The sequence below is a fragment of the Arthrobacter sp. TE12231 genome (assembly GCF_054062895.1).
This window is the reverse complement of the sequence record NZ_JBSSFS010000001.1, coordinates 2,999,160-3,018,762: the sequence shown is the minus strand read 5'-3', so window position 1 is coordinate 3,018,762 and position 19,603 is coordinate 2,999,160. Positions and strand designations below refer to the sequence as shown.

Sequence of the window (19,603 nt, the reverse complement as noted above, 5' to 3'; positions counted from 1 at the left end):
ACGCCGGCCGGCGGTGCCAACTGGGGGCGGTGCGTTCTCCCGCCGTCGGCTGCTGCCGACTAACTGTTCGTGAGGGGGCGGGACCGGGCGCGCAGCTTCTTCGCGAGCTGGGCACCCTTGCGGGCCAGCTGGTAGCTGCCGTAGCGGACCTTCCGGACCGGCAGGTCCCACGTTCCCGGATAGGCGATCTCGCGGCCGCCGAACGATTTCTTGAACGCCGTGAACCCGGCCCACTTGTGGTCGGGCTGGTCCGCGGGTGCCACGCCCCAGAGGTCCACGTGCTTCAGGCCCTTTGCCTGGGCATCCGCGATCAGGGTGACCAGCAGGGGAATACCCGCGCTGAGCTTGCGGTGCGTGTCATCAAGGGCCGCATGGGCGTAGGTCCGGGTGTCGGCCGAATCGTAGGCCAGGGCGGCGGCGATGGGGTGGCCGTCGAGCTCGGCGATGAACAGCGTCGCGGCGCCGGCCGGCATCAGTGAGCGGGCCACCTGGCCCAGGTACTCGTCGCTTTGCGGCTTGAAGCCGTTCCGGGCTGCCGTCATGTGCAGGAACTCCAGGAGGACGGAGATTTCCGCCGGGTCCTGGCTGGAGCGGAAGGTCACGCCCTTCTTGTGGATGTTGCGGAACAGGTTGCGGTTCACCGGCTTCATGTCCGCCAGGACGTCCTTGAAGTCCCGGTCGAGGTCCACAATCCAGCTCAGCTCCGGTTGCTGGTTGACCGGAGCCGGCTGCAGGCCGCGGCTGCGGAGGACAGCGTCGGCCTCGGCGGCCTCAAACCCCGCGGTGACGGGCTCGACCCGGACGAACACTGCCCCGCTGTTCCGGGCGAGGTCCGTCAGGGCCGCCAGCGCGGCGTCGAACGCCGCCAGCGATTCAGCGACCGGACCGTAGGGGGAGTACAGCAGCTTCCCGGCCGGGTTGGATTCCTCGACGGCGAGGAAGCGCCACCCGGGTCCGGACTGTTCGTGGACCGTGCGTCCCAGCGCACGCTGGAACTCTGCCCACTGCGGGCTCTGCAGGAAATAGTCCATGGTGTCAGGCTTCCAATCCGGTCGTGACGGCAAATGCGAGGGCGGTGCCGGTGGCCCCGGAGACGGCGTGGACGTTGACCGGGGCCTCGGCGGCGGCCAGGAAGGCGCTGGCGCCGCGGTCCAGCCGGAGCTCGCCCTTCGGGGAGTCGAGCCGGACGGAGCCGGCTGTGACGATGATGACAGCGGCACCGGACTGCGCCAGCGGCACGGGCTCCGCACCAGGCGCCAGTTCAATCCGCTGGAGCTGGAATTCCCGGAACGGCGGCCGGAAGAGTTCCTGGCCCAGCATGGTGGTCTCGGCGGGGAGCATGGGCACGGCGACTGCCTCGAACGCGACCGTCTTGAGCAGTTCCGGCACATCGATGAACTTCGGCGTGAGCCCGCCGCGGAGCACGTTGTCCGAGGACGCCATGACTTCGATCCCGAGGCCGCGGAGGTAGGCGTGGACGTTTCCGGCCGGCAAGTAGACGGCCTCGCCCGGCGCCAGCGAGATCCGGTTCAGCAGCAGCGAAATCAGGACCCCCGGGTCGCCCGGGTACTGGCCGTTGAGCGTGAGCACGGTCGAGAGCGCGGCCTCGTGCTCCGCCATGGGAGCGCCGGAGGTCAGGACGGCGGCAACCCTGGCCGTCGTGTCGGAGACGTCCTCGCCGCCGGTGATCAGCCGTTCGAAGGCGGACCTGAGGGCCGTCGGCTCGTCCGGCTGCGCCAGGTCCTCGAGCAGTTGCGGGATCAGCGGCGGCAGTTCCAGCCCCGCCAGCTCAAAGCAGGCCGCCACGTGCAGGTATACGGCCCGCGATTCCGCCGCCGGCCGGAAACCGCAGAGCGCTTCGAAGGGCGTGAGCGCGAAGATCATCTCCGGCTTGTGGTTGTCGTCCTTGTAATTGCGCTCCGCGGCGGCATGGTCGACCCCGGCAGCCTCTTCCCGGGCGAAGCCTTCCCGCGCCTGTTCGAGCGTGGGGTGAACCTGCAGGGACAACGGTGTCGCGGCCGCGAGAACTTTGAGCAGGAAGGGCAGGCGCGGGCCGAAGGCGGCCACGCTCCCGCTGCCCAGGCAGTGTTCCGGATCCTCGGCGATCAGCGCGTCCAGCGCCAGTCGTCCGCCGTTGTGCGATACGGGGGCATGCCGGCCCTCTCCGCCGGGCGCCGGCGTCAGGGCGACGGACGGAGAGTCCGGGTGGGCGCCGATCCAGAGCTCCGCTTCGGGACCGCCGGAGGCTGGCCGGCCCAAGAGGTCGGCGATGGCCGTCGGGGAGCCCCAGGCGTAGGGCCGGAGGACGTTCTCAAGTTCGTACATGGCCTGGAACCTATCTGGTCAATGAAGGGTTGTCACTCTGATCTGGTCGCTCTGATCTGCGCGCCTCCGGCGCGGGCAGCAGGCGCGAGCAGCCGGCATGGGCCGCCGTGCGGCCGGGCCCTAGAGCGGCGTGCACTGGCCGTTGGTGGCGACGAGGTCGCGGATGGACTGTTCGTCGCCGTTGCGCTTGAACTGGTTGAGCATCTCTTCGGTGATCGGCTGGCCGTCCGGGGTCGTGGTGACCGGGGTGAAATCCGACGGCGAGGGCTGGGCGGCCGGCGCTGCTCCGGCTGGCGCTGCTGCGGTCGGTGCTGCTCCGGCGGGCGCTGCTGCGGCGGAGGGCGGCCCGGCGGCCGTCCCGTGCTTCGCGGCGCTGCCATCCGCTCCGGCGGCCCCGGCGGCTCCCGCCGACGTCCCGGCCAGCAGTTTGGCGACCCGCGCGTGGATGACGTCGAAGTCCGGGGTCGTGGAGAACGCCGCGTCGAAGTCGGGCGGACCGATGGTCAGGCGGCTGACATTCTGGCCCTTGGCCTTCATGGCCAGGTCCACGAAGCTGCCGAGCTGGCCGGAGGAGATGTTCGATTCGACCACTTTGGTGCCGGCCTTGGCGATGTCCTCGAACTTGGTCAGCAGGGTTGCCGGGTCGAGCTGTTTGAGCATCGCCTGCTGCACGCATTGCTGGCGCTGGATGCGGGCGTAGTCGTCCACGAACTCCCGGGACCGGCCGTACCAGAGCGCGTGGAAGCCGTCCAGCGTCTGGTCGCCGGCCGGAATCCAGCCGTCCGGCATGCCATGGATGCCGTTGGCCTCATCCACCACGGGGCCGCTGATGGGGACCCAGCCGCCGGCCTTGATCCGGATGCCGCCCATGGCGTCGATGAGTTTGGAAAAGCCGTCCATGTCCACCAGCACGTAGGCCTGGACCTTGATGCCGAGCGTGCCGGAGACCGCCTCCAGGGTTGCCTGCGCCCCGGGGTCCGCCACTCCGGGATAGAGGTCCTGGTGTTCGTTGGTGACCTCGGTGTTGATCGCGTTGATCAGGCATTCGTCGCCGCAGTTGTACCCGTCCGGGTACACCTTGCGCATGGGGGATTCCGCGCTGAACTGGGCGTTCTGGAGGTTGCGGGGAACGGAGATGATCGCCGTGCCGCCGGTCTTGGCGTCGACGCTGATGACCGAGAGGCTGTCCGGCCTGCGGCCCGTGCGGTCCGCCCCGGCGTCGCCGCCCATCATGAGGAAGTTGTACCGGCCGTCGGAGGGCTCCAGGGTGGGGCCGGAGCCGGAGAAGATACTTCCGATGGCGTCCCGGCTGACGTTGAGCAGATAGGCCGCGTATCCCAGGGAACCGCTGATGAGGATCATGGCCAGCACGAGCGTCAGCACCACCGCGGGGCGGATCCGGGGGGTGAGCAGGCCGGGCCGGATCAGCCGCAACGTGTTCAGGAACAGGGCGGCCCAGCCGAGGGCCAGCAACGCCAGGCCGAGCACCAGCAGAAGCGAGGGGACCGGGCCGGTGAGGATGTTGATCAGCGTGGATCGGGAGACGAACAAGAGCAGCACGGCAAGCAGGGCCAGTGCCCACAGCGTCACGGTCACGCGCAGCGCGGCCCGTCCCAGCCGGCGGTTGCCCGCGACGATCTGGGCGCTGCCGGGAACCAGCAGCGTCATGATGATCAGCACGAACGCCCGCTTGGTCAGCACCGGGGCCGGGGCGCCGGAAGGATTCCGGACCGGGTCGCTCGGTGCCTGCCGGGACTGCCCGGGGCTCTCGGTGCCGCGCGCGGGGGCGTAGCCGTTGCTCATGTGGAGATCCCTAATGGCTGCCTTTTTGGCTGCTACGCGGGGCGACGTTTCCTTCGGCGAACACTTCGCTGACCTTCTCCCGCAGGCTCGCGCCCTTCCGGGTGGCGACGTCGTTGAGTTCCTGGGCGAAGTCGATAAGGTCCGCCCGCAGCTGGAGCGCGAGCTCGTCCGTGCCCGAGGCCAGCATCCGCACGGCCAGGAGGCCGGCGTTGCGCGCCCCGCCGATCGAAACGGTGGCGACCGGGACGCCGGCGGGCATCTGCACGATGGACAGCAGCGAATCCATGCCGTCGAGGGTCTTCAAAGGCACGGGGACGCCGATCACAGGCAACGGCGTGACCGAGGCGAGCATGCCGGGCAGGTGCGCCGCACCGCCCGCACCGGCGATGATGAGGCGAAGGCCGCGCTCGTGGGCACTCTGGCCGTAGCGGATCATCTCCGTGGGCATCCGGTGCGCGGAGACGACGTCGGCCTCGAACGGGATCCCGAACTCCGACAGGGCTTCCGCGGCGGCTTCCATGACCGGCCAGTCCGAGTCCGAGCCCATGACGAGGCCCACGATCGGGGTGACCGAACCGGCGCCGGCGAGTGGGGCTGCTGCGTTATCGGGTGCGGTGCTCATGCGGTCTCCTCGGGGGTTGGCGCGCTTGTGCCGGCGTGGGCCCGGCCGTTCCGGATGATGTCGGCCACGGTGGTGGCCCGCTGCCGCACGGAGTCGACGTCGGCGGCGGAGGTCCCGACAAGGTTGACGTGGCCGATCTTCCGCCCGGGCCGGACGGCCTTGCCGTAGCAGTGCACCTTCGCGGCCGGTTCGCTCGCGAGGGCGGCCGGGTAGGCCGAAAAGAGGTCCTGGTTGGCCCCGCCGAGGAAGTTCTTCATGACGACGACGGGCCCCAGCAGGTCCGTCGCACCCAGCGGCAGGTTGAGGATGGCCCGCAGGTGCTGCTCGAACTGGCTCGTCACCGAGCCGTCCTGGGTCCAGTGTCCGGTGTTGTGCGGGCGCATGGCGAGCTCGTTGATCAGGAAGCCCGCACCCACGCCCGGCGTCTCGAAGAGCTCGACAGCCATGACACCTGTCACGCCGAGTTCGTTGGCGATCCGGATGGCGGCGTTCTCGGCGGCCGCGGCCACATCGAGGGAAATGTCCAAGGCGGGGGCAATCACTTCATCGCACACCCCGTCCACCTGGATGGTGTGCACCACCGGCCACGCGCGTGATTCACCGTCCGGGGTCCTGGCGACCATGGCCGAGAGCTCGCGGCTGAATTCCACCTTGGCCTCGGCCAGCAGTGGAGACATGGCCTCGAACCAGTCGGCGGAGCCGCCCGCGTCCTCGGCCGACGACACGATCCGCACGCCCTTGCCGTCGTAACCGCCGCGGGGCATTTTCAACACCACCGGCCAGCCGGTCTCCTCACCGAAGGCGACGAGGTCCGCGACATTGGCGACGGCGGCCCACCGGGGGTTGGGCAGTTCCAGCCGGTCGATCGCGGCCCGCATCACCAGCTTGTCCTGGGCATTGACCAGGGCATCCGGACCGGGATGGACGTTGACTCCGGCCGCGATCAGGGACCGCAGGTGGGCCGTGGGGACGTGTTCGTGGTCGAAGGTCAGAACATCCAGGCCGCGGGAGAACTCGAGCAGGTGGTCGAGGTCCTTGTAGTCACCGACCGGGGCGTTGGCCACGGCAGAGACGGCAGAGACGTCCTCGCCTTCGGCGAGAACACGGAGCTCGAAGCCCAGGGCGGTGGCGGCAGGGGCCATCATGCGGGCAAGCTGGCCGCCGCCAACAACACCGATTACAGGAAAAGTCACAAGTCCCAGCCTACCGAAAACCTCGCGGGAACCCGGCTTTTGGCCACTGGAAGCCCGGGAAGAGCCCCGGAAGAGTGCGGGAACAGCGCCGAATCGATGCTTCGGGGCCCGCCGGGACTCAGTCCGGCGTCGGGTGCGCAGGCCGCCGTCGCGACGGTCCGCGAGGGCGGTCTCCCGGGAAACGGCGCTAAAATGGGCGTTTGGCCCAAAGGCCGACAGTTCCAAAAGGCCACGGAGGGTCATGATTACTACACTTACAGAGCGCATGCGCGGACTGGCCTCGCTGTTCTGGCGCGAAGTGGCCAAGTTTGGCGCCGTCGGCGGCATCGCGTTCGTCATCGACAACGGACTGACGTATTACCTGATGCACGGTCCCATGACCGACAGCGAAGCCAAGGCCCGTTTCTTCGGTGCCAGCGTCGCGACGGTGTTTTCCTGGGTTGCCAACCGATTCTGGACCTTCCGGCACCGCCGGCAGGCCAATGTGCTGCGTGAATTCGTGATGTTCATCATCATTAACGGGATCGGCATCGGCATCTCCACCGGCCTGACTGCGCTCGCGAAGTACGGCATGGGAATTACCGACAAGAACATGTTGTTCCTGGCCGGCGTCGTCGGCATTCTGGTCGCGACCGTGGTCCGGTTCTTCGCGTACCGCTTCCTCGTGTTCAACCAGGAACTCGACGAAGAGCCGGAGTTCTCGCACGACCACGAGATCATTGAGCGGCATCCGCACATGCAGCATGGTCAGGAGCCCGGCGCCAGTGTTTCCGCGACGGCCGTAAAAGAGGCCGTCAAAGATCCCGAGCTGCCCGGCCCGGCCGCCTGACGCACCGGCCTGATGCCCTAGGCAGAACAGGCCGGCCTGGTGCTTACTTTCCGCTGAGCGCGCTCAGATTCCGCTGATGCGCTCCGCGGAACGCAGCTTGCCGGTCACCTCGACGTCGGGGTGCACCAGGACCACCGAGCCGTCAGCCTTCCAGCTCCCCAACGACTGAGCAAGGGCCATCTCGAGGCCATCCTCGGCCGGAACGAGCAGCCGCAGGCCGGCCTCGTGCTCGGCAGCGAAATCGTCCAGGAGCGCCCCGTGTGCGTGGGTTGTCCCGCCCGCGGTGCGAACCGCGGGGCGTTGGGCTTCCGGGTCAATGTGGGGCATGAAGAAGTCTCCGTGGGAGCGGACCTCGGCCGCGTAGTCGAGGACGCCGGTGGGCAGCTCGCCCGGCCACCGCATCGCCAGTGCCGGCAGCGACACCGCGAGGACGGCATCGAACCCGCCTGCCGCGGCGCCGGGGCCGGGATCCGCAGTGGCCAGCAACTCCGCCTCCGCGTCGTCGAAGACCACCTCCATGCCCAGCTGCCAGGCAGCCAGTGCCAGGATCACGGACTTCCAGTGGGCGGGCAGGTCCAGCCGCAGCCGCATGCCGGGTTCGGCATCGAGCTCGTCCTGCAGCAGGTTGGACGTCTTCGCCACCCAGTTGTCCAGCACGCGGCCGGACAGTTCCACCCGCTCGGAATCGGGGCCGTACCAGGTCAGCCGGGGCGCCGTGGACTGGCCGGACCGCAACGCTGTCATCAGTTCGATTGCCGGAATGCTCATGCCTTCATCTTGCCACGGCCCCTCCGTCCGCCCGCGGTGTGATGTCCGTCATGCCCGGGATCCTGCCGCCGGCTACCCCTCGGGCTGCGGCACGGAAAATTTCCCGAAAATTCAAGGAATACCCCCAAAAGTGCTCAGTACCCTGATTATTTCGCGGGTTTCTGCGGGCGGCGCGGGAAAAATACCGGGCGTGGCGTGCCTCCCTTTTGTGTTTCAAGTTGATTATTATCTCCGCCGTGGCTTGACTCCCGGATACTTACACACGTGTAATTAGTTATCTATAGCCACTGCGCATAAACCGGCACTCAACCGAGTGTCCAAGGGGGTCTTGCAGTGGCTGCAAATCAGGAGGGGGACGCCATGGGGCTAGCAGAGCGTATCCATGAAGATGCCGTAGTTGCCGGCCAGGCCACGGCGAAATACCGTTCACGAGGTGTGCCGAGTGACTGGTATGTAGATCCGGCCGATCCGGACGCAGCTGACCGCTACAACGAACACACCAAAGATTCCCTGCAGGACGCGGCTACCGCCTTCCTCGCAGCGCACGATGAACTCCTTGCCGGCCCGGACCAGGACCACGATCCCCTCGACCCGCCCATGGAGCTCCATTCGCCCGGCGCCGGCACCATCGCGCAGCCGGTCTGGATCGGGCTGCCGTCCCGGCAGGACTTTGACGATGAGGGCGAGCTCGGCTGGCAGACCGACGCCCTGTGTGCCCAGACAGATCCCGAAGCCTTCTTCCCGGAAAAGGGCGGCTCCACCCGCGACGCCAAGAAAGTCTGCGGCGCCTGCAACGTGCGTTCCCAGTGCCTCGAATACGCCTTGTCCAACGACGAGCGCTTCGGGATCTGGGGAGGCCTCTCCGAGCGCGAGCGGCGCCGGCTTAGGAAGCGAGCAGTCTAATTCTTCAAGAAGTACGAGTCACCGCCGTCGTGGTCTCCCACGACGGCGGTGATTTTCTCCCCAGGACCCTGGCGGCGCTGGCGGCCCAAACACGGCCCGCCGACGCCGTCATTGGTGTCGACACCGGTTCCCGCGACCACTCCGCAACCCTTCTCGAGCAGGCTCTGGGCAAAGCCAACGTCACCGTGTTCGACCACCCCAAATCCGGCATGGGCGGGGCCGTCATGGCCGGGCTCAAGGCCCTCGCGCCGTGGCCTTCGACCGGAGCGGCCGGCATGGCAGGGGCCGCCGGGACAGGCAGTACGGCCGGCGGAAACACCGACGGCGACGCCGGCCGTGCGCCGTGCGCCGACTGGATCTGGCTGCTGCATGACGACGCCGCACCGGCCCCCGAGGCCCTAGCCGAACTCCTCCACGCCGTCGAGCGCGCGCCGTCGGTCACGGTGGCAGGCTGCAAGCAACTGGACTGGCACGCCGAGCGGCGGCTGATCGACGTCGGACTCTCCACGAGCCGCTGGGCCGAGCGCCTGACGCTGATCGACGCCGACGAACTCGACCAGGGCCAGTACGACGGCCGCAGCGACACGTTTGCGGTGAATTCCGCCGGCATGCTGGTCCGCCGCGACATCTGGGAAGAACTCCGCGGCTTTGATCCGGCGCTTCCCGGCAGCGGCGACGACGTCGACTTCTGCTGGCGCAACCGCCTCGCCGGACATCGCGTCGTGGTGGTCCCCAGCGCGAGGATGTTCCATGTGGCGCACCGTCCCCATGCCCTGGGCAACGCGACTGCCGCCCGCAAGGCGCAGGTCTACTTGCGGCTCAAGCACGCTGCCGGCTGGAAAGTCCCGCTGCACGCCGCCGGCGCCCTCCTGGGCAGCCTCTTCAAACTCGTCCTGAGCATCGCCGTCAAGGACCCGGGGTACGGGTTCTCCCAACTTCTTGCCACCTTTGCCGGGCTGGGTCGCCCTGCCGCGGTCATCCGCGGGCGGCGCACCGCAGCGCGCACCCGCAGGATCCGGCGCTCGGTCATGAAAGGGCTGCAGACGCCGCGCCGTGAGGTCTGGGCGCACCGGCGCTCGCTCATCGAAGCGCTGGGCGCGGATGACCTCGGCGACAGTCTCACCGGCCCCGACCCGCTGGCCGACCAGCCCACCGGCGACGCCGACGACTTCGCCGCGATCGCCACCCCTGAGCGCGGCTGGGTGGGCAACGGCGCCCTGCTCGCCGTCCTCATTACGACCGCGGTCTCCCTGGCCGGGCTGCTCAGCCTGTTCCGGGCTCCGGCAGTTTCCGGCGGCGCGCTGATCCCCGTCTCCGTGCGTCTCTCTGAGATCTGGAACCACGCCTCCACCTGGTGGATCAGCCTCGGTGCAGGCCTGCCGGGCCACGGCGATCCCTTCGGCTACCTCCTGTGGGTGCTGGGTGTGCTCGGCGCCGGGGACGCCAACGGTGCCGTTGGCTGGCTGTTGATCCTTGCCATGCCGCTGTCCGCGCTTGGCGCCTGGTTCGCTGCCGGCGCCCTCACCCGGCGCCGCCGGCTGCGCCTGGCGGCCGCCCTGGTCTGGGCCGGGGCGCCGGCACTCCAAGTGGCCCTCAACCAAGGCCGGCTGGGTGCCTTGCTGGCGCACGTCATGATCCCGGTCCTCGTCCTGGCGCTGCTCCGGGCAACCGGCACGGCGGCAGGCCACGGCGTCCACGCCGTCCCGGCGCCAGGCCAGCGGCGGCTCACGCCCGCGCCGGCCGCCCGCCCCGGCGTCAACGGAACCCCCTCATGGACGGCCGCGGCCGCCGCAGGCCTCGCCCTGGCAGTGGTCACCGCCGCGGCGCCGTCCCTGCTGGTGCCATCGGTGGTCATCATTGCCCTGTGCGGCATACTCCTGGGCCGCCGCGGCCGCACGGTGTGGTGGGCGCTGCTGCCCAGCCTTGCACTGTTCCTGCCGTTCGCCTTCTCTGTCCTGGATCGGCCGCGGGCGCTCCTGGCCGATTCCGGCATGCCGCTCGGGTTTGACGCCGCTCCGCTCTGGCAGCAGGCCCTGGGCCAGCCGCTGAGTTTCGACGCAGGCGCCGGGCTCACCGGACTGAGCGCTTTCGGCGGGTCCGCCACGGGCTCTGCCGGTCTCGCCGGCGCTCCCTGGGCCCTGCTTTTAGCCGTGCTGCTTGGGCTGCCGGTGCTGCTCCTGGCTCTCGCCGCCTTGTTCATGCCGCGCAGGGTTGTCCTGGCGGGACGCACCTGGACTGCCCGCGGCCTGTGGGCGGCGGCGCTCCTGATGCTGGGCGGCGGCTGGCTCGCCGGGCATGTGGCCTCCGGTGCCAGTGCCGACGTCCTGGTCACGCCGTTCCCCGGCCCCGCCGTTTCGGCTGCGGCCTTCGCGCTGCTTGGGGCAGCCCTCATCGCGGCAGAAGGACTTCTGGACGCCGCGGACCGCGCGGCCGGCACCGGACTGGCCCGGACGATTCTGCTCCGCGGCACCGCGGTGGCCGCGATGACCCTGCTGCTGGCGTCGCCGCTTGCGGGGTTGGCCGTGTGGACAGCGCAGAACCTGCTGCAGTCCACGACATTGTCGCCTGCACCGGCAGCCACCCCGGCTGCCGCCGGCCTCGGCACTCCCAGGCTCATCCAGCCGGCCCCGGCCCGCACCCTTCCCGCCACGGCGGTGGACCGCGGCGAGGGGCCGGAGCAGGCCAAGACGCTGATCATTGCCAGCAACGAGGACGGAAGCTTCGATGCGTCCCTCATGCGCGGCGCCGGCACCACCCTGGACGGACTGTCCACCATCGCGGCGGCCCGCAACATCATGGGGGAGCCGGGCAAGGAAACAGTCCGCGACGACGACGCCGTGGCCGGGTCGCTCCGCAACGTCGTGGCCACCATCGTGGCCGGCGACGGCGTGGACCCGCGGGCGGACCTCGAAGGACTCGGCGTCGGCTTTGTGGTGCTCCGTGTCGCGGACTCTGCCTCTGAACTGACGGCCAGCCGCATGGACGCCGTTCCCGGCCTGGTCGCCGTCGGCCAGACCGGCGCGGGCTGGCTCTGGCGGGTCACCCCGCTGGGCGGACCCGGGGTCAAGGACTCCGACGTCGCGCACCGGGTCCGCGTGGTGGACGGCACCGGGGCGGTGGTCGCACTGCTCCCTTCGGAGGAAGTTTCGGCAACCGGCACCGTACCGGCCGGCCCGGAGGGCCGCCTGGTGGTCCTCGCAGACCGCGCCGACCCGGGCTGGAGCGCGTGGCTCGACGGCCGCCGCCTGACCTCGACGACCTCGGGATGGGCCCAGGCGTTCACGCTGCCCGCCCAGGGCGGTCAGCTGAGCATCCGCTACGAAGCGCCCTGGGCTGTCCTGGCCGGAGTCGTGCAGGCCGTTGTCATCGGCCTGACCATTCTCCTGGCCGTGCCCATGCCTGCCCGCCGGTCCAACACCGGCCTGTCCAGGGACGAAGCCTCCCTGCGTAAGGAACATCAGCATGTCTAAGGGCGACACCCCGACCGGCCCGGCCACCGACACCATTGCGGCCGAACCTTCCACGGCCGAAAGCCCGGCCGCCGGCACGTCTGCGGCTGGTCCGGCCACTACAAGTCAGGCCGCTGCTGGTCCAGCCACTTCTGGTCCGGCTGTCGCCGGGGCGAGGCTGCGGAAGAAAGGCGGGCCGCGCGGCGGGGTGATTGGCGGTATCCTCTCCGCCGTCGCCCTCGCGGCCGCGGGCGCAGGCCTGGTATCGGCGGCGTCGCTGACACCGCAAAGCCCCGCCAGCCGGCAACTCGCGGCCCCGGTTGCCTCCGTGCCGGCCGGCAGCAGCGTCGGGGTCTGCCCCGGCCCTGCCCGGCTGCTTGAGGGCACCCCCGTGGGCACCGACCCCCAGTTCAGCCCGGAATCCGCCACCGCGAAGACCACCGTCAGCGCCGCCGTACTTGGCTCGAGCGCGGGCGTCATTCCCGGCAGCCGGCTTGCCCGGCTCACGGGGACCCCCCTCGTGGAGATCGCCAAGGGCGCCGCGCCCGGAGCCTCCGCGCCCGCATCCCGCACTCCCGTGCTGCTCGCCGGCGTCGTGGCCCAGCGTGAGGTGGACAACGTCAGCGTCCTCAGCGCCGATGCGCAGGACAACCGCCAGGCGGCTGCCGGCGCGGTCCTGAGCTACGCTGCCGAAGACGGAGACCTGCAGGGCTCCGCGGCCACCGCCTGCCAGCAACCGGGCAACGATCTCTGGCTCGTCGGTGCCAACACGGCCCTGGGCCGCTCGGCGGTCCTGAACCTCACCAATGCCTCCAGCACGCCGGCCACGGTGAGCCTGGACCTCTTCGGCACCGAGGGCCAGATCCAAGCCCCCGGAAGCCGCGGGCTGCTGGTAGCGCCCGGCAGCACCCGGTCCATAGTCCTGGCCGGCCTCGCGCCGGGACAGGAACGCCTCGGCGTGCGGGTCCGCAGCGCCGGCGGCCCGGTGGCTGCCGTCATCCAGCAAAGCGTGCTCCGCGGCCTCACGCCCGGCGGCGTCGACTTCATCACCCCGGGCGCCGGGCCGTCCGACCGCCAGGTGGTCTCCGGCCTGGACATTCAGGATCCGGCAGGCCTGGCCGCGCTCACGGCGAAGCCCGGTTTCGCCGACGCCGGGCCGGCCCTGGAGATCACGGTCCCCGGGGCGGCCGACGCCGTGGTCGAGATCAAGTTGTACGGGCGCGACGGCCAGAAGGCCCTGCCCGGCGGCGGAGTGGTCACGGCGAAGGCGGGCGCGGTCACGGAAGTCTCCCTGGCCGGGGTCCCGGCCGGGACGTACACCTTGGCGGCCACCTCGGATATCTCCTTCGCGGCCGCAACCCGGCTCACGCGGGGGCTGCAGCCGGAGGACGCCGCGGACATCGCGTTCTCCGCCGCGTCAGCCCGGCTGGGCAGCCAGCACATCGTGCCGGTTCCCCGCGAGGGCGACCGGCAGCTCGTGTTCGGCGCGCCCGACGGCAACGCGAGTGTCTCCTATACTCCCGTCACCGCGGACGGCAAGATCCGGACCGCCGCCACCGCCGAGATTGCCGGCGGAACGACCGTGTCCATCAAGATCCCCTCGGACGTCGGCGGTTCGCCGCTGGTGGGCTATGTGGTGTCCGCGGCCGGGGACCCGGCTTACGGGGCACTGCTCCTGGGCCGCGACGGCCGGCAGGACATTTCCACGGTAGCCGTGGCCCCGGAAGCGGCAGGACAGCGGCAAGTCCCCGTCACGCTCGGGTACTAGGACCGCTGGGTACTAGGACCGCTCGGGTACCAGGACCGAGCGGTATTAGTACCGATCCGGTGCACGGTGCCGGGCGGATCGGCGGCGTCCGGTCCCGGGGCGCGGCTAGTACCGGCGGCGGTAGACCGGGTCGAGGGACTCGGGAGGCACGCCAAGCATCTCGGCCGTGTATTCCACGACGACGTCGTGCACCAGGTCCTGGAGTTCATCCCGGGTTCCGCACGCCTGCTCCACCACCCGGCGGTACAGCGTGATGACCGGTCCCTCCTCGGCCGTCGCGGCCGTGAAGGCGCCCATCGGAGCCGGGGTGCGGTCCGCCACGAGCTGTTCCAAGCCCGGAGGGATCTCGTCGACGGCAAAGCGGACGCCGTCGAGGGGTTTGCCCCAGATGTCGTGCAGCCGCTGGGCCGAGTCCAGGACGAAATCGTCGAAGCGGTCGGAGCGGGTCCGGTAGCCGGGCAACGTCGGGAGCATGAGCTCACCGCGAAGCCCCCGGCCGTGCCGGTTTCTGCGGCGCTGCCGGAAGCTCTTTCCCCGGACAGCGGGAGGCGACCCGGTCGCGGGTGCGCCAGCGGGGGCGGAACCGGCGCCTGTGTCTCCGGCGTCGGGGTCAGCCAACCGGACCGTGAAACCCGAATCGTGGTGCGATGACTGCATATCTTGACTCTAAACCCGTGGAATGATTTACGCGATATGGGCCCATCGGCGAGCCGCCACCGCCGCCCAACGCACTCCTGGGACAGCCCTACGGCACTCCCGCGGCATTGCTGCGGCACACTTGCGGCACTCCGAAGGGTGGTTCAATGCGCGGCCCCCGGCCTCAGGGGGAGTAGTCTGTGATGTCGTGGGTGCTATTCGTCTTTGTTCGAGGTCTGCCTGCCGCAATTCCGCGGTGGCCACTTTGACGTACGTCTACGCCGACTCCACGGCAGTCCTGGGCCCGCTTGCCACCTACGCCGAACCGCACTGCTACGACTTGTGCGAACAGCACGCTGACTCGCTGACGGTCCCGCGCGGCTGGGAAGTCATGCGCCTGGCGATGCCGGCGACGCCGGCCGGCCCCGGACCGGACGACCTCCTGGCCCTCGCCAACGCCGTCCGCGAGGCCGCCTCCCGTCCGGCCGCGGCGGAACCGGTAAAGGGGCAGCGCACCCTGCATCCGGCCCTGGAAGCCCCGGCCCCTGCCGAAGGCACCCGGCGCGGGCATCTGCGCGTCCTGCGAGAACCTTCCTAACGCCCCAACTGGCGGTAGGGTGGAAACTGCAAAAAGCCGTAAGCCACCGGCGCCTTCCGCGGCGCCCTTCAGGGAGCGTCCACTATGCCCAAGCTCAGTCCCGAACTCTTGTCTGTCCTGCGATGCCCCGTCACCGGGTCCGCCTTGGAGCAGGAAGGCGACGAGCTCGTCACGGTCGGCGGGTCCGGGGACAAGCTGCGGTACCGGATTGAGGACGGCATCCCGCTGCTGCTGCCTCCGGAACTCCTGCCCGCCGCCGCGGCGGCTCCCGCTGATCAGCACGACGCCGGCCAGCACGGCGCGGCCCCGCGCCACGCCGCCGAATAGCCAATCCGCACGAAACGGCCCGCACCAGCAGAGAACTAAAGACCTGCCGGACACCCATCGGGGACGCCTCCGGCCGCGAATGACTGCTTAGAGCCAGAACTGCCCGTAATTACCCAGCTTCAGACACGCAACGTCACCGGCCACAACAAAGGATGCACATGACTTTCGATTACAAGATTGCGGACATTTCCCTGGCCGAGGCGGGCCGCCACCAGATCCGCCTCGCCGAGCACGAGATGCCCGGACTTATGTCCCTGCGCGAGGAATTCGGCGCCAGCCAGCCGCTCAAGGGCGCCAGGATCGCCGGATCGCTGCACATGACGGTCCAGACCGCGGTGCTGATCGAGACCCTCACCGCCCTCGGCGCGGAAGTCCGCTGGGCTTCCTGCAACATCTTCTCCACCCAGGACGAGGCCGCGGCCGCCGTCGTGGTCGGCCAGGGCACCGTGGAGGACCCGCAGGGCGTCCCCGTCTTCGCCTGGAAGGGCGAGACGCTGGAGGAATACTGGTGGACGGCCCAGCAGATCCTCACCTGGCCGGGCGCCGACGCCAACCCGGAGCTGGGCCCGAACATGATCCTGGACGACGGCGGCGACGCCACCATGCTCGTGCACAAGGGCGTCGAATTCGAGGCTGCCGGTGCCGTGCCCGCCGCCGCCGAGGACGAGTCCGAGGAAGGCCGGGTCTTCCTGGACGTGCTGCGCGCCTCCCTCGCAACCGACCCGCAGAAGTGGACCCGCATCGGCTCGCTCCTGCTCGGCGTCACCGAGGAGACGACCACCGGTGTGCACCGCCTGTACCAGCTCGCCGAGCAGGGCAAGCTGCTCTTCCCGGCGATCAACGTCAACGACTCCGTCACCAAGAGCAAGTTCGACAACAAGTACGGCATCCGCCACTCCCTGCCTGACGGGATCAACCGCGCCACCGACGTCCTGATGGGCGGCAAGGTCGCCGTCGTCTGCGGGTACGGCGACGTCGGCAAGGGCGCCGCTGAGGCCTTCCGCGGCCAGGGCTCACGCGTGATCGTGACCGAAATCGATCCGATCTGCGCGCTCCAGGCAGCCATGGACGGTTACCAGGTGGCGAAGCTCGAATCCGTCCTCAGCGAGGGCCACATCTTCATCACCACCACGGGCAACAAAGATGTCATCATGGCCGAGCATATGGCGGGCATGCGCGACAAGGCGATCGTGGGCAACATCGGCCACTTTGACAACGAGATCGACATGGCCGGTCTGGCCCGGATCCCGGGCATCAAGAAGGTCGAGATCAAGCCGCAGGTGCACGAGTGGGTCTTCCCCGCCGATTCCGAAACGGGAAAGAGCAGTCGCTCCATCATCGTCCTCTCCGAGGGCCGCCTGCTGAACCTCGGCAACGCCACCGGACACCCGTCGTTCGTGATGAGCAACTCCTTCGCCAACCAGACGATCGCCCAGATCGAACTGTTCACGAAGGCAGGCCAGCCCGAGGGCGAGCGCGAATACGAGAAGCAGGTCTACGTCCTGCCAAAGATCCTGGATGAGAAGGTCGCCCGCCTGCACCTGGGCGCCCTCGACGTGGAGCTGACCGAACTGTCCAAGGAACAGGCCGAGTACCTGGACGTCGAGGTCGCCGGGCCGTACAAGCCCGAGCACTACCGCTACTAGAAACCCCTCCGAAGGGTCCCGGACAAACGGTCCGGGGCCCTTTGTTGTGACCGTTTTGGGGGCCCTTTTGTAACCGGATCGTGGTGTAACCGGACAAGGGTTCCAAGGTAACTCCCTTATGCTGGCAGGATGACGTGTGGAAACGCCCGGGTCCTGTGATGGCCCTGAAAACCTGGAGTACCGGCCGAAAAATCGCCCTGGTGGGGGTGGTCTGCGCCCTGGCAGCCGGCGGCGGGGCCTTCGCCGCGGCCGCCCCGGGGCTGGCCCAGTCGGGGATTTACTCCGAGGCCGGATCGCCGGCACGGACGACGCCGGGCCTTGCAGATCCGGTGGTGGCTCCGGCGGAACTCGCCGTCACTCCCGACGACGGCGCCAAGCAGGTCAACCCCGCGGCGCCGGTGTCCCTGAAGGTGACGAACGGCCGGATTGATCGGGTGGCCCTCACGAGCGACGACGGCGAGACCATTGACGGGACCCAGAGCGCGGACGGTACCGCCTGGACCTCAGCCGGCAACCTGAAGTTCAACACCCGGTACAACTACACGTACTCCGTGCTGGACGGCGCCGGACGCACCACCCACAACACCCGCTCGTTCACGACCGTCTCCACGGCCAACGAGGCCGACGCAGCCATCTACCCGCTGGACGGGATGAAGGTGGGCGTGGCCCAGCCCCTGCAGATCACCTTCAGCGAGCCGGTCCTCAACCGGGACGCCGTCGAAAAAGCCATCAAGATCACCTCCACCTCCGGCCAGGTGGGTGCTTTCCACTGGTACAACAACAACACCGTCAGGTACCGGCCGGAGGCCTTCTGGACCGCCAACAGCACCATCACGATGGACATGAAGCTCTTCGGCGTCGAACTGGGCAACGGGCAGGTCGGCAACTTCAACAAGACGGTGACCGTCCACATCGGGGACAAGAAGGTGGCGGTCGCCGACGCCAAGGCCCACACGTTCTCGGTCAGCATCAACGACAAGCCGGCAGGGCAGTGGCCGGCGACCATGGGCGACACACGTTTCCCCTCGGCCCGCGGCTACCTCGTCCTGATGGAAAAGCACCGGGTGGAGCACATGGACGCCTCCACCATCGGACTCAAACCGGGGGACCCGGCCTACTACGGCCAGCTGGACGTCAACTACGCCACGCGCCTGACGCCCAGCGGAGAGTTCATCCACCAGGCCACGGACTCCGCATTGCCCTTCATCGGCAAGACGAACCTCTCCCACGGCTGCATCGGCCTGGGCCCGGACGGCGCGCAGTGGGTCTTCGACAACATGACCACGGGCGACGTCGTCCAGGTGGTCAACACCGAGGGCGACTTTGCCAACTTCGATGACGGCTTCGGGGACTGGAATATCCCGTGGGCCCAATACGCCAACTGACGGGGTGGCATCTCGCCGAGCCTCATCCCCTGACGGTAGGCTCGGAGCCAGATAAGTTGCGCAGCCGGGCGCAGGCCGGGCGGCGCGGAAGCCTACGGAAGCGAAGCTCCACGTGACTGACACAAGTCCTACCCCTCCCGACCGGCCGGATCCGAACCTGGATCCGACGGATGACACCGACGAGCCGGCTTTTGACTGGATGAAACCGGCCGCTGCAACCAAGCCCGCCGGAGGCTCCGCAACCACGCCCGCCACCACGGCTGCGGCTGCGGGCACGTCCGCCGCGAAGAAGGACGACGTCGGCGGGGGAGCGGCCGCCGGGGCGGCAGCGCCGTCCACAACAAGCCAGCCGGAGAGCCGCGCCGACCGCAAGGCGGCCGAGGCCGCCGTCGTCCGCCCGGGCACCGCGTCCGATGAGCTGCTGCAGACCTCGGCCCTGCAGATCCGTCCTCCGCAGGAGGAGGTTGAGCGCCGCAATGCCGAACGCGAACAGGCGGCCAAGGCCAAGCCTGTCCTCCCGCGGGTGATGCAGGTGATGCTCGCCGTGTTCTACCCGGTCATCCTGCTGGTGCTGGCCGTCCGCGCCGTCACCAGCCCCTTGTTCCTCTGGGTGGAATACAACCGCCCGGGCTTCCCCGGGGACGGCTACGGCTTCAGCACCGATGACCGCATGACCTACGGCTCCTACGCCGTGGACTACCTCAGCAACTGGTCGGGCCCGCGCTATCTCGGCGATCTGGTGGGCCAAAGCGGGGACCGTCTGTTCAAGGACGGCGAAGTCAGCCACATGGCCGACGTCAAGACCGTCATCCTGTCGACGTTCAGTGCAGGCACCCTGTTGATCCTGCTGAGCCTGGTCGCCGTGATTTACCTGAAGCGGCGCCACAACGGGGGAGTCCGCCGCGGCCTGTTCGCCGGCTCGATCATTTCGCTCGCGATCATCATCGGCCTCGGAACCCTCGCCGTGCTCGGCTGGGAGCAGTTCTTCACCGACTTTCACCGTATTTTCTTCGCCAACGGGACGTGGACCTTTACGCTCCAGGACACCCTGATCCGGTTGTTCCCGGGTCAGTTCTGGATGGACGCCGGGATGGTCATCGGCGGCCTGGTCCTGCTCGCTTCCCTGGTGACCCTGATCCTGACCTGGCCCACACGCCGGCGCCGCGGCCTTGGCCGGAAAGCAGCCGCCGGGTCCAAAGACACCGGCGTCGGGGCCTCAGGCAGCACGGCAGACAGCCCCGCAGGCAGCCCGGCGGACGCACCGGCCGGCAGCGACGGCGACAGTTCGGGCGACGGGGCATCGGAGACGGAGCGCACCCGCCACACCGTCTGAGCAGCAGAAACGGCCGGC

General features: G+C 69.2%; 16 protein-coding genes. 9 read left to right on the top strand and 7 right to left on the bottom strand.

The genetic code is table 11. The features are described 5' to 3' along the window. Positions 1-59 precede the first annotated feature (59 nt). The 5 genes from ACVWYS_RS13540 to ACVWYS_RS13520 all read right to left on the bottom strand — a co-directional run bounded on the left by ACVWYS_RS13540 (position 60) and on the right by ACVWYS_RS13520 (position 5,895). The gene (locus tag ACVWYS_RS13540; RefSeq protein WP_456507226.1) at positions 60-1,031 is read right to left on the bottom strand and encodes a lipid II:glycine glycyltransferase FemX; all 972 of its coding nucleotides are present in this window, start codon (positions 1,029-1,031) and stop codon (positions 60-62) included. A 4-nt stretch (positions 1,032-1,035) separates the two neighbouring features. Further along, complete coding sequence (manA, locus tag ACVWYS_RS13535) at positions 1,036-2,325, bottom strand: mannose-6-phosphate isomerase, class I (protein ID WP_456509899.1); 1,290 nt, start codon at positions 2,323-2,325, stop codon at positions 1,036-1,038. A 120-nt stretch (positions 2,326-2,445) separates the two neighbouring features. Beyond that, positions 2,446-4,128: an LCP family protein gene (locus ACVWYS_RS13530; RefSeq protein WP_456507224.1), complete on the bottom strand. Its 1,683-nt coding sequence runs from the start codon at positions 4,126-4,128 to the stop codon at positions 2,446-2,448. Between the two features lie 10 nt (positions 4,129-4,138). Next, the gene (purE, locus tag ACVWYS_RS13525; protein ID WP_116766019.1) at positions 4,139-4,750 is read right to left on the bottom strand and encodes a 5-(carboxyamino)imidazole ribonucleotide mutase; all 612 of its coding nucleotides are present in this window, start codon (positions 4,748-4,750) and stop codon (positions 4,139-4,141) included. Continuing rightward, entirely contained in the window at positions 4,747-5,895 is a 1,149-nt protein-coding gene (locus tag ACVWYS_RS13520) for a 5-(carboxyamino)imidazole ribonucleotide synthase (protein ID WP_237563329.1), read from the bottom strand. The genes purE and ACVWYS_RS13520 overlap by 4 nt, the downstream gene beginning before the upstream one ends. 289 nt (positions 5,896-6,184) lie before the next feature. Between ACVWYS_RS13520 and ACVWYS_RS13515 the strand changes: the two genes are divergently transcribed. After that, the gene (locus tag ACVWYS_RS13515) at positions 6,185-6,772 is read left to right on the top strand and encodes a GtrA family protein (protein WP_344364148.1); all 588 of its coding nucleotides are present in this window, start codon (positions 6,185-6,187) and stop codon (positions 6,770-6,772) included. 63 nt (positions 6,773-6,835) lie between these two features. Here the strand turns inward: ACVWYS_RS13515 and ACVWYS_RS13510 are convergent, their stop codons facing one another. Continuing rightward, positions 6,836-7,540, bottom strand: coding sequence for a TIGR03089 family protein (locus ACVWYS_RS13510; protein WP_344364145.1), 705 nt, complete (start codon positions 7,538-7,540; stop codon positions 6,836-6,838). A 360-nt stretch (positions 7,541-7,900) separates the two neighbouring features. On the opposite strand from ACVWYS_RS13510, the gene ACVWYS_RS13505 reads away from it, so the two are divergent. From ACVWYS_RS13505 to ACVWYS_RS13495, 3 genes are read left to right on the top strand one after another with little or no spacing between them, the layout of a single operon-like run. Beyond that, entirely contained in the window at positions 7,901-8,443 is a 543-nt protein-coding gene (locus ACVWYS_RS13505; RefSeq protein WP_091250744.1) for a WhiB family transcriptional regulator, read from the top strand. Positions 8,444-8,472: 29 nt separating this feature from the next. Further along, the gene (locus tag ACVWYS_RS13500) at positions 8,473-11,913 is read left to right on the top strand and encodes a glycosyltransferase (protein ID WP_456507223.1); all 3,441 of its coding nucleotides are present in this window, start codon (positions 8,473-8,475) and stop codon (positions 11,911-11,913) included. After that, positions 11,906-13,660: a DUF5719 family protein gene (locus tag ACVWYS_RS13495; RefSeq protein WP_456509898.1), complete on the top strand. Its 1,755-nt coding sequence runs from the start codon at positions 11,906-11,908 to the stop codon at positions 13,658-13,660. The genes ACVWYS_RS13500 and ACVWYS_RS13495 overlap by 8 nt, the downstream gene beginning before the upstream one ends. 105 nt (positions 13,661-13,765) lie before the next feature. On the opposite strand, the gene ACVWYS_RS13490 is transcribed toward ACVWYS_RS13495, so the two are convergent. Continuing rightward, positions 13,766-14,317 carry a metallopeptidase family protein gene (locus tag ACVWYS_RS13490; RefSeq protein WP_116766024.1) on the bottom strand — a complete coding sequence of 184 codons (552 nt, stop codon included), beginning with the start codon at positions 14,315-14,317 and terminating at the stop codon, positions 13,766-13,768. 187 nt (positions 14,318-14,504) lie between these two features. On the opposite strand from ACVWYS_RS13490, the gene ACVWYS_RS13485 reads away from it, so the two are divergent. The 5 genes from ACVWYS_RS13485 (at position 14,505) to ACVWYS_RS13465 (ending at position 19,585) form a co-directional block, all read left to right on the top strand. Beyond that, positions 14,505-14,894 carry a DUF3499 domain-containing protein gene (locus ACVWYS_RS13485; RefSeq protein WP_344364137.1) on the top strand — a complete coding sequence of 130 codons (390 nt, stop codon included), beginning with the start codon at positions 14,505-14,507 and terminating at the stop codon, positions 14,892-14,894. A gap of 84 nt (positions 14,895-14,978) precedes the next feature. Beyond that, the gene (locus ACVWYS_RS13480; RefSeq protein ID WP_456509897.1) at positions 14,979-15,221 is read left to right on the top strand and encodes a Trm112 family protein; all 243 of its coding nucleotides are present in this window, start codon (positions 14,979-14,981) and stop codon (positions 15,219-15,221) included. Between the two features lie 158 nt (positions 15,222-15,379). Further along, entirely contained in the window at positions 15,380-16,867 is a 1,488-nt protein-coding gene (gene ahcY, locus ACVWYS_RS13475; protein WP_344364132.1) for an adenosylhomocysteinase, read from the top strand. A gap of 158 nt (positions 16,868-17,025) precedes the next feature. Beyond that, positions 17,026-18,252, top strand: coding sequence for a L,D-transpeptidase (locus ACVWYS_RS13470; RefSeq protein WP_344364130.1), 1,227 nt, complete (start codon positions 17,026-17,028; stop codon positions 18,250-18,252). A 112-nt stretch (positions 18,253-18,364) separates the two neighbouring features. Further along, the gene (locus ACVWYS_RS13465) at positions 18,365-19,585 is read left to right on the top strand and encodes a TIGR01906 family membrane protein (protein WP_456507219.1); all 1,221 of its coding nucleotides are present in this window, start codon (positions 18,365-18,367) and stop codon (positions 19,583-19,585) included. Positions 19,586-19,603 lie beyond the last annotated feature (18 nt).

Bases quoted from the DNA above. Each gene is read 5' to 3' on its own strand.
- ACVWYS_RS13530 (WP_456507224.1), bottom strand. From the start codon at position 4,128: ATGAGCAACGGCTACGCCCCCGCGCGCGGCACCGAGAGCCCCGGGCAG.
- ACVWYS_RS13505 (WP_091250744.1), top strand. From the start codon at position 7,901: ATGGGGCTAGCAGAGCGTATCCATGAAGATGCCGTAGTTGCCGGCCAG.
- ACVWYS_RS13510 (WP_344364145.1), bottom strand. From the start codon at position 7,540: ATGAGCATTCCGGCAATCGAACTGATGACAGCGTTGCGGTCCGGCCAG.
- ACVWYS_RS13540 (WP_456507226.1), bottom strand. From the start codon at position 1,031: ATGGACTATTTCCTGCAGAGCCCGCAGTGGGCAGAGTTCCAGCGTGCG.
- manA (WP_456509899.1), bottom strand. From the start codon at position 2,325: ATGTACGAACTTGAGAACGTCCTCCGGCCCTACGCCTGGGGCTCCCCG.
- ACVWYS_RS13480 (WP_456509897.1), top strand. From the start codon at position 14,979: ATGCCCAAGCTCAGTCCCGAACTCTTGTCTGTCCTGCGATGCCCCGTC.
- ACVWYS_RS13495 (WP_456509898.1), top strand. From the start codon at position 11,906: ATGTCTAAGGGCGACACCCCGACCGGCCCGGCCACCGACACCATTGCG.
- ACVWYS_RS13490 (WP_116766024.1), bottom strand. From the start codon at position 14,317: ATGCAGTCATCGCACCACGATTCGGGTTTCACGGTCCGGTTGGCTGAC.
- ACVWYS_RS13515 (WP_344364148.1), top strand. From the start codon at position 6,185: ATGATTACTACACTTACAGAGCGCATGCGCGGACTGGCCTCGCTGTTC.
- ACVWYS_RS13520 (WP_237563329.1), bottom strand. From the start codon at position 5,895: ATGATGGCCCCTGCCGCCACCGCCCTGGGCTTCGAGCTCCGTGTTCTC.
- purE (WP_116766019.1), bottom strand. From the start codon at position 4,750: ATGAGCACCGCACCCGATAACGCAGCAGCCCCACTCGCCGGCGCCGGT.
- ahcY (WP_344364132.1), top strand. From the start codon at position 15,380: ATGACTTTCGATTACAAGATTGCGGACATTTCCCTGGCCGAGGCGGGC.
- ACVWYS_RS13470 (WP_344364130.1), top strand. From the start codon at position 17,026: ATGGCCCTGAAAACCTGGAGTACCGGCCGAAAAATCGCCCTGGTGGGG.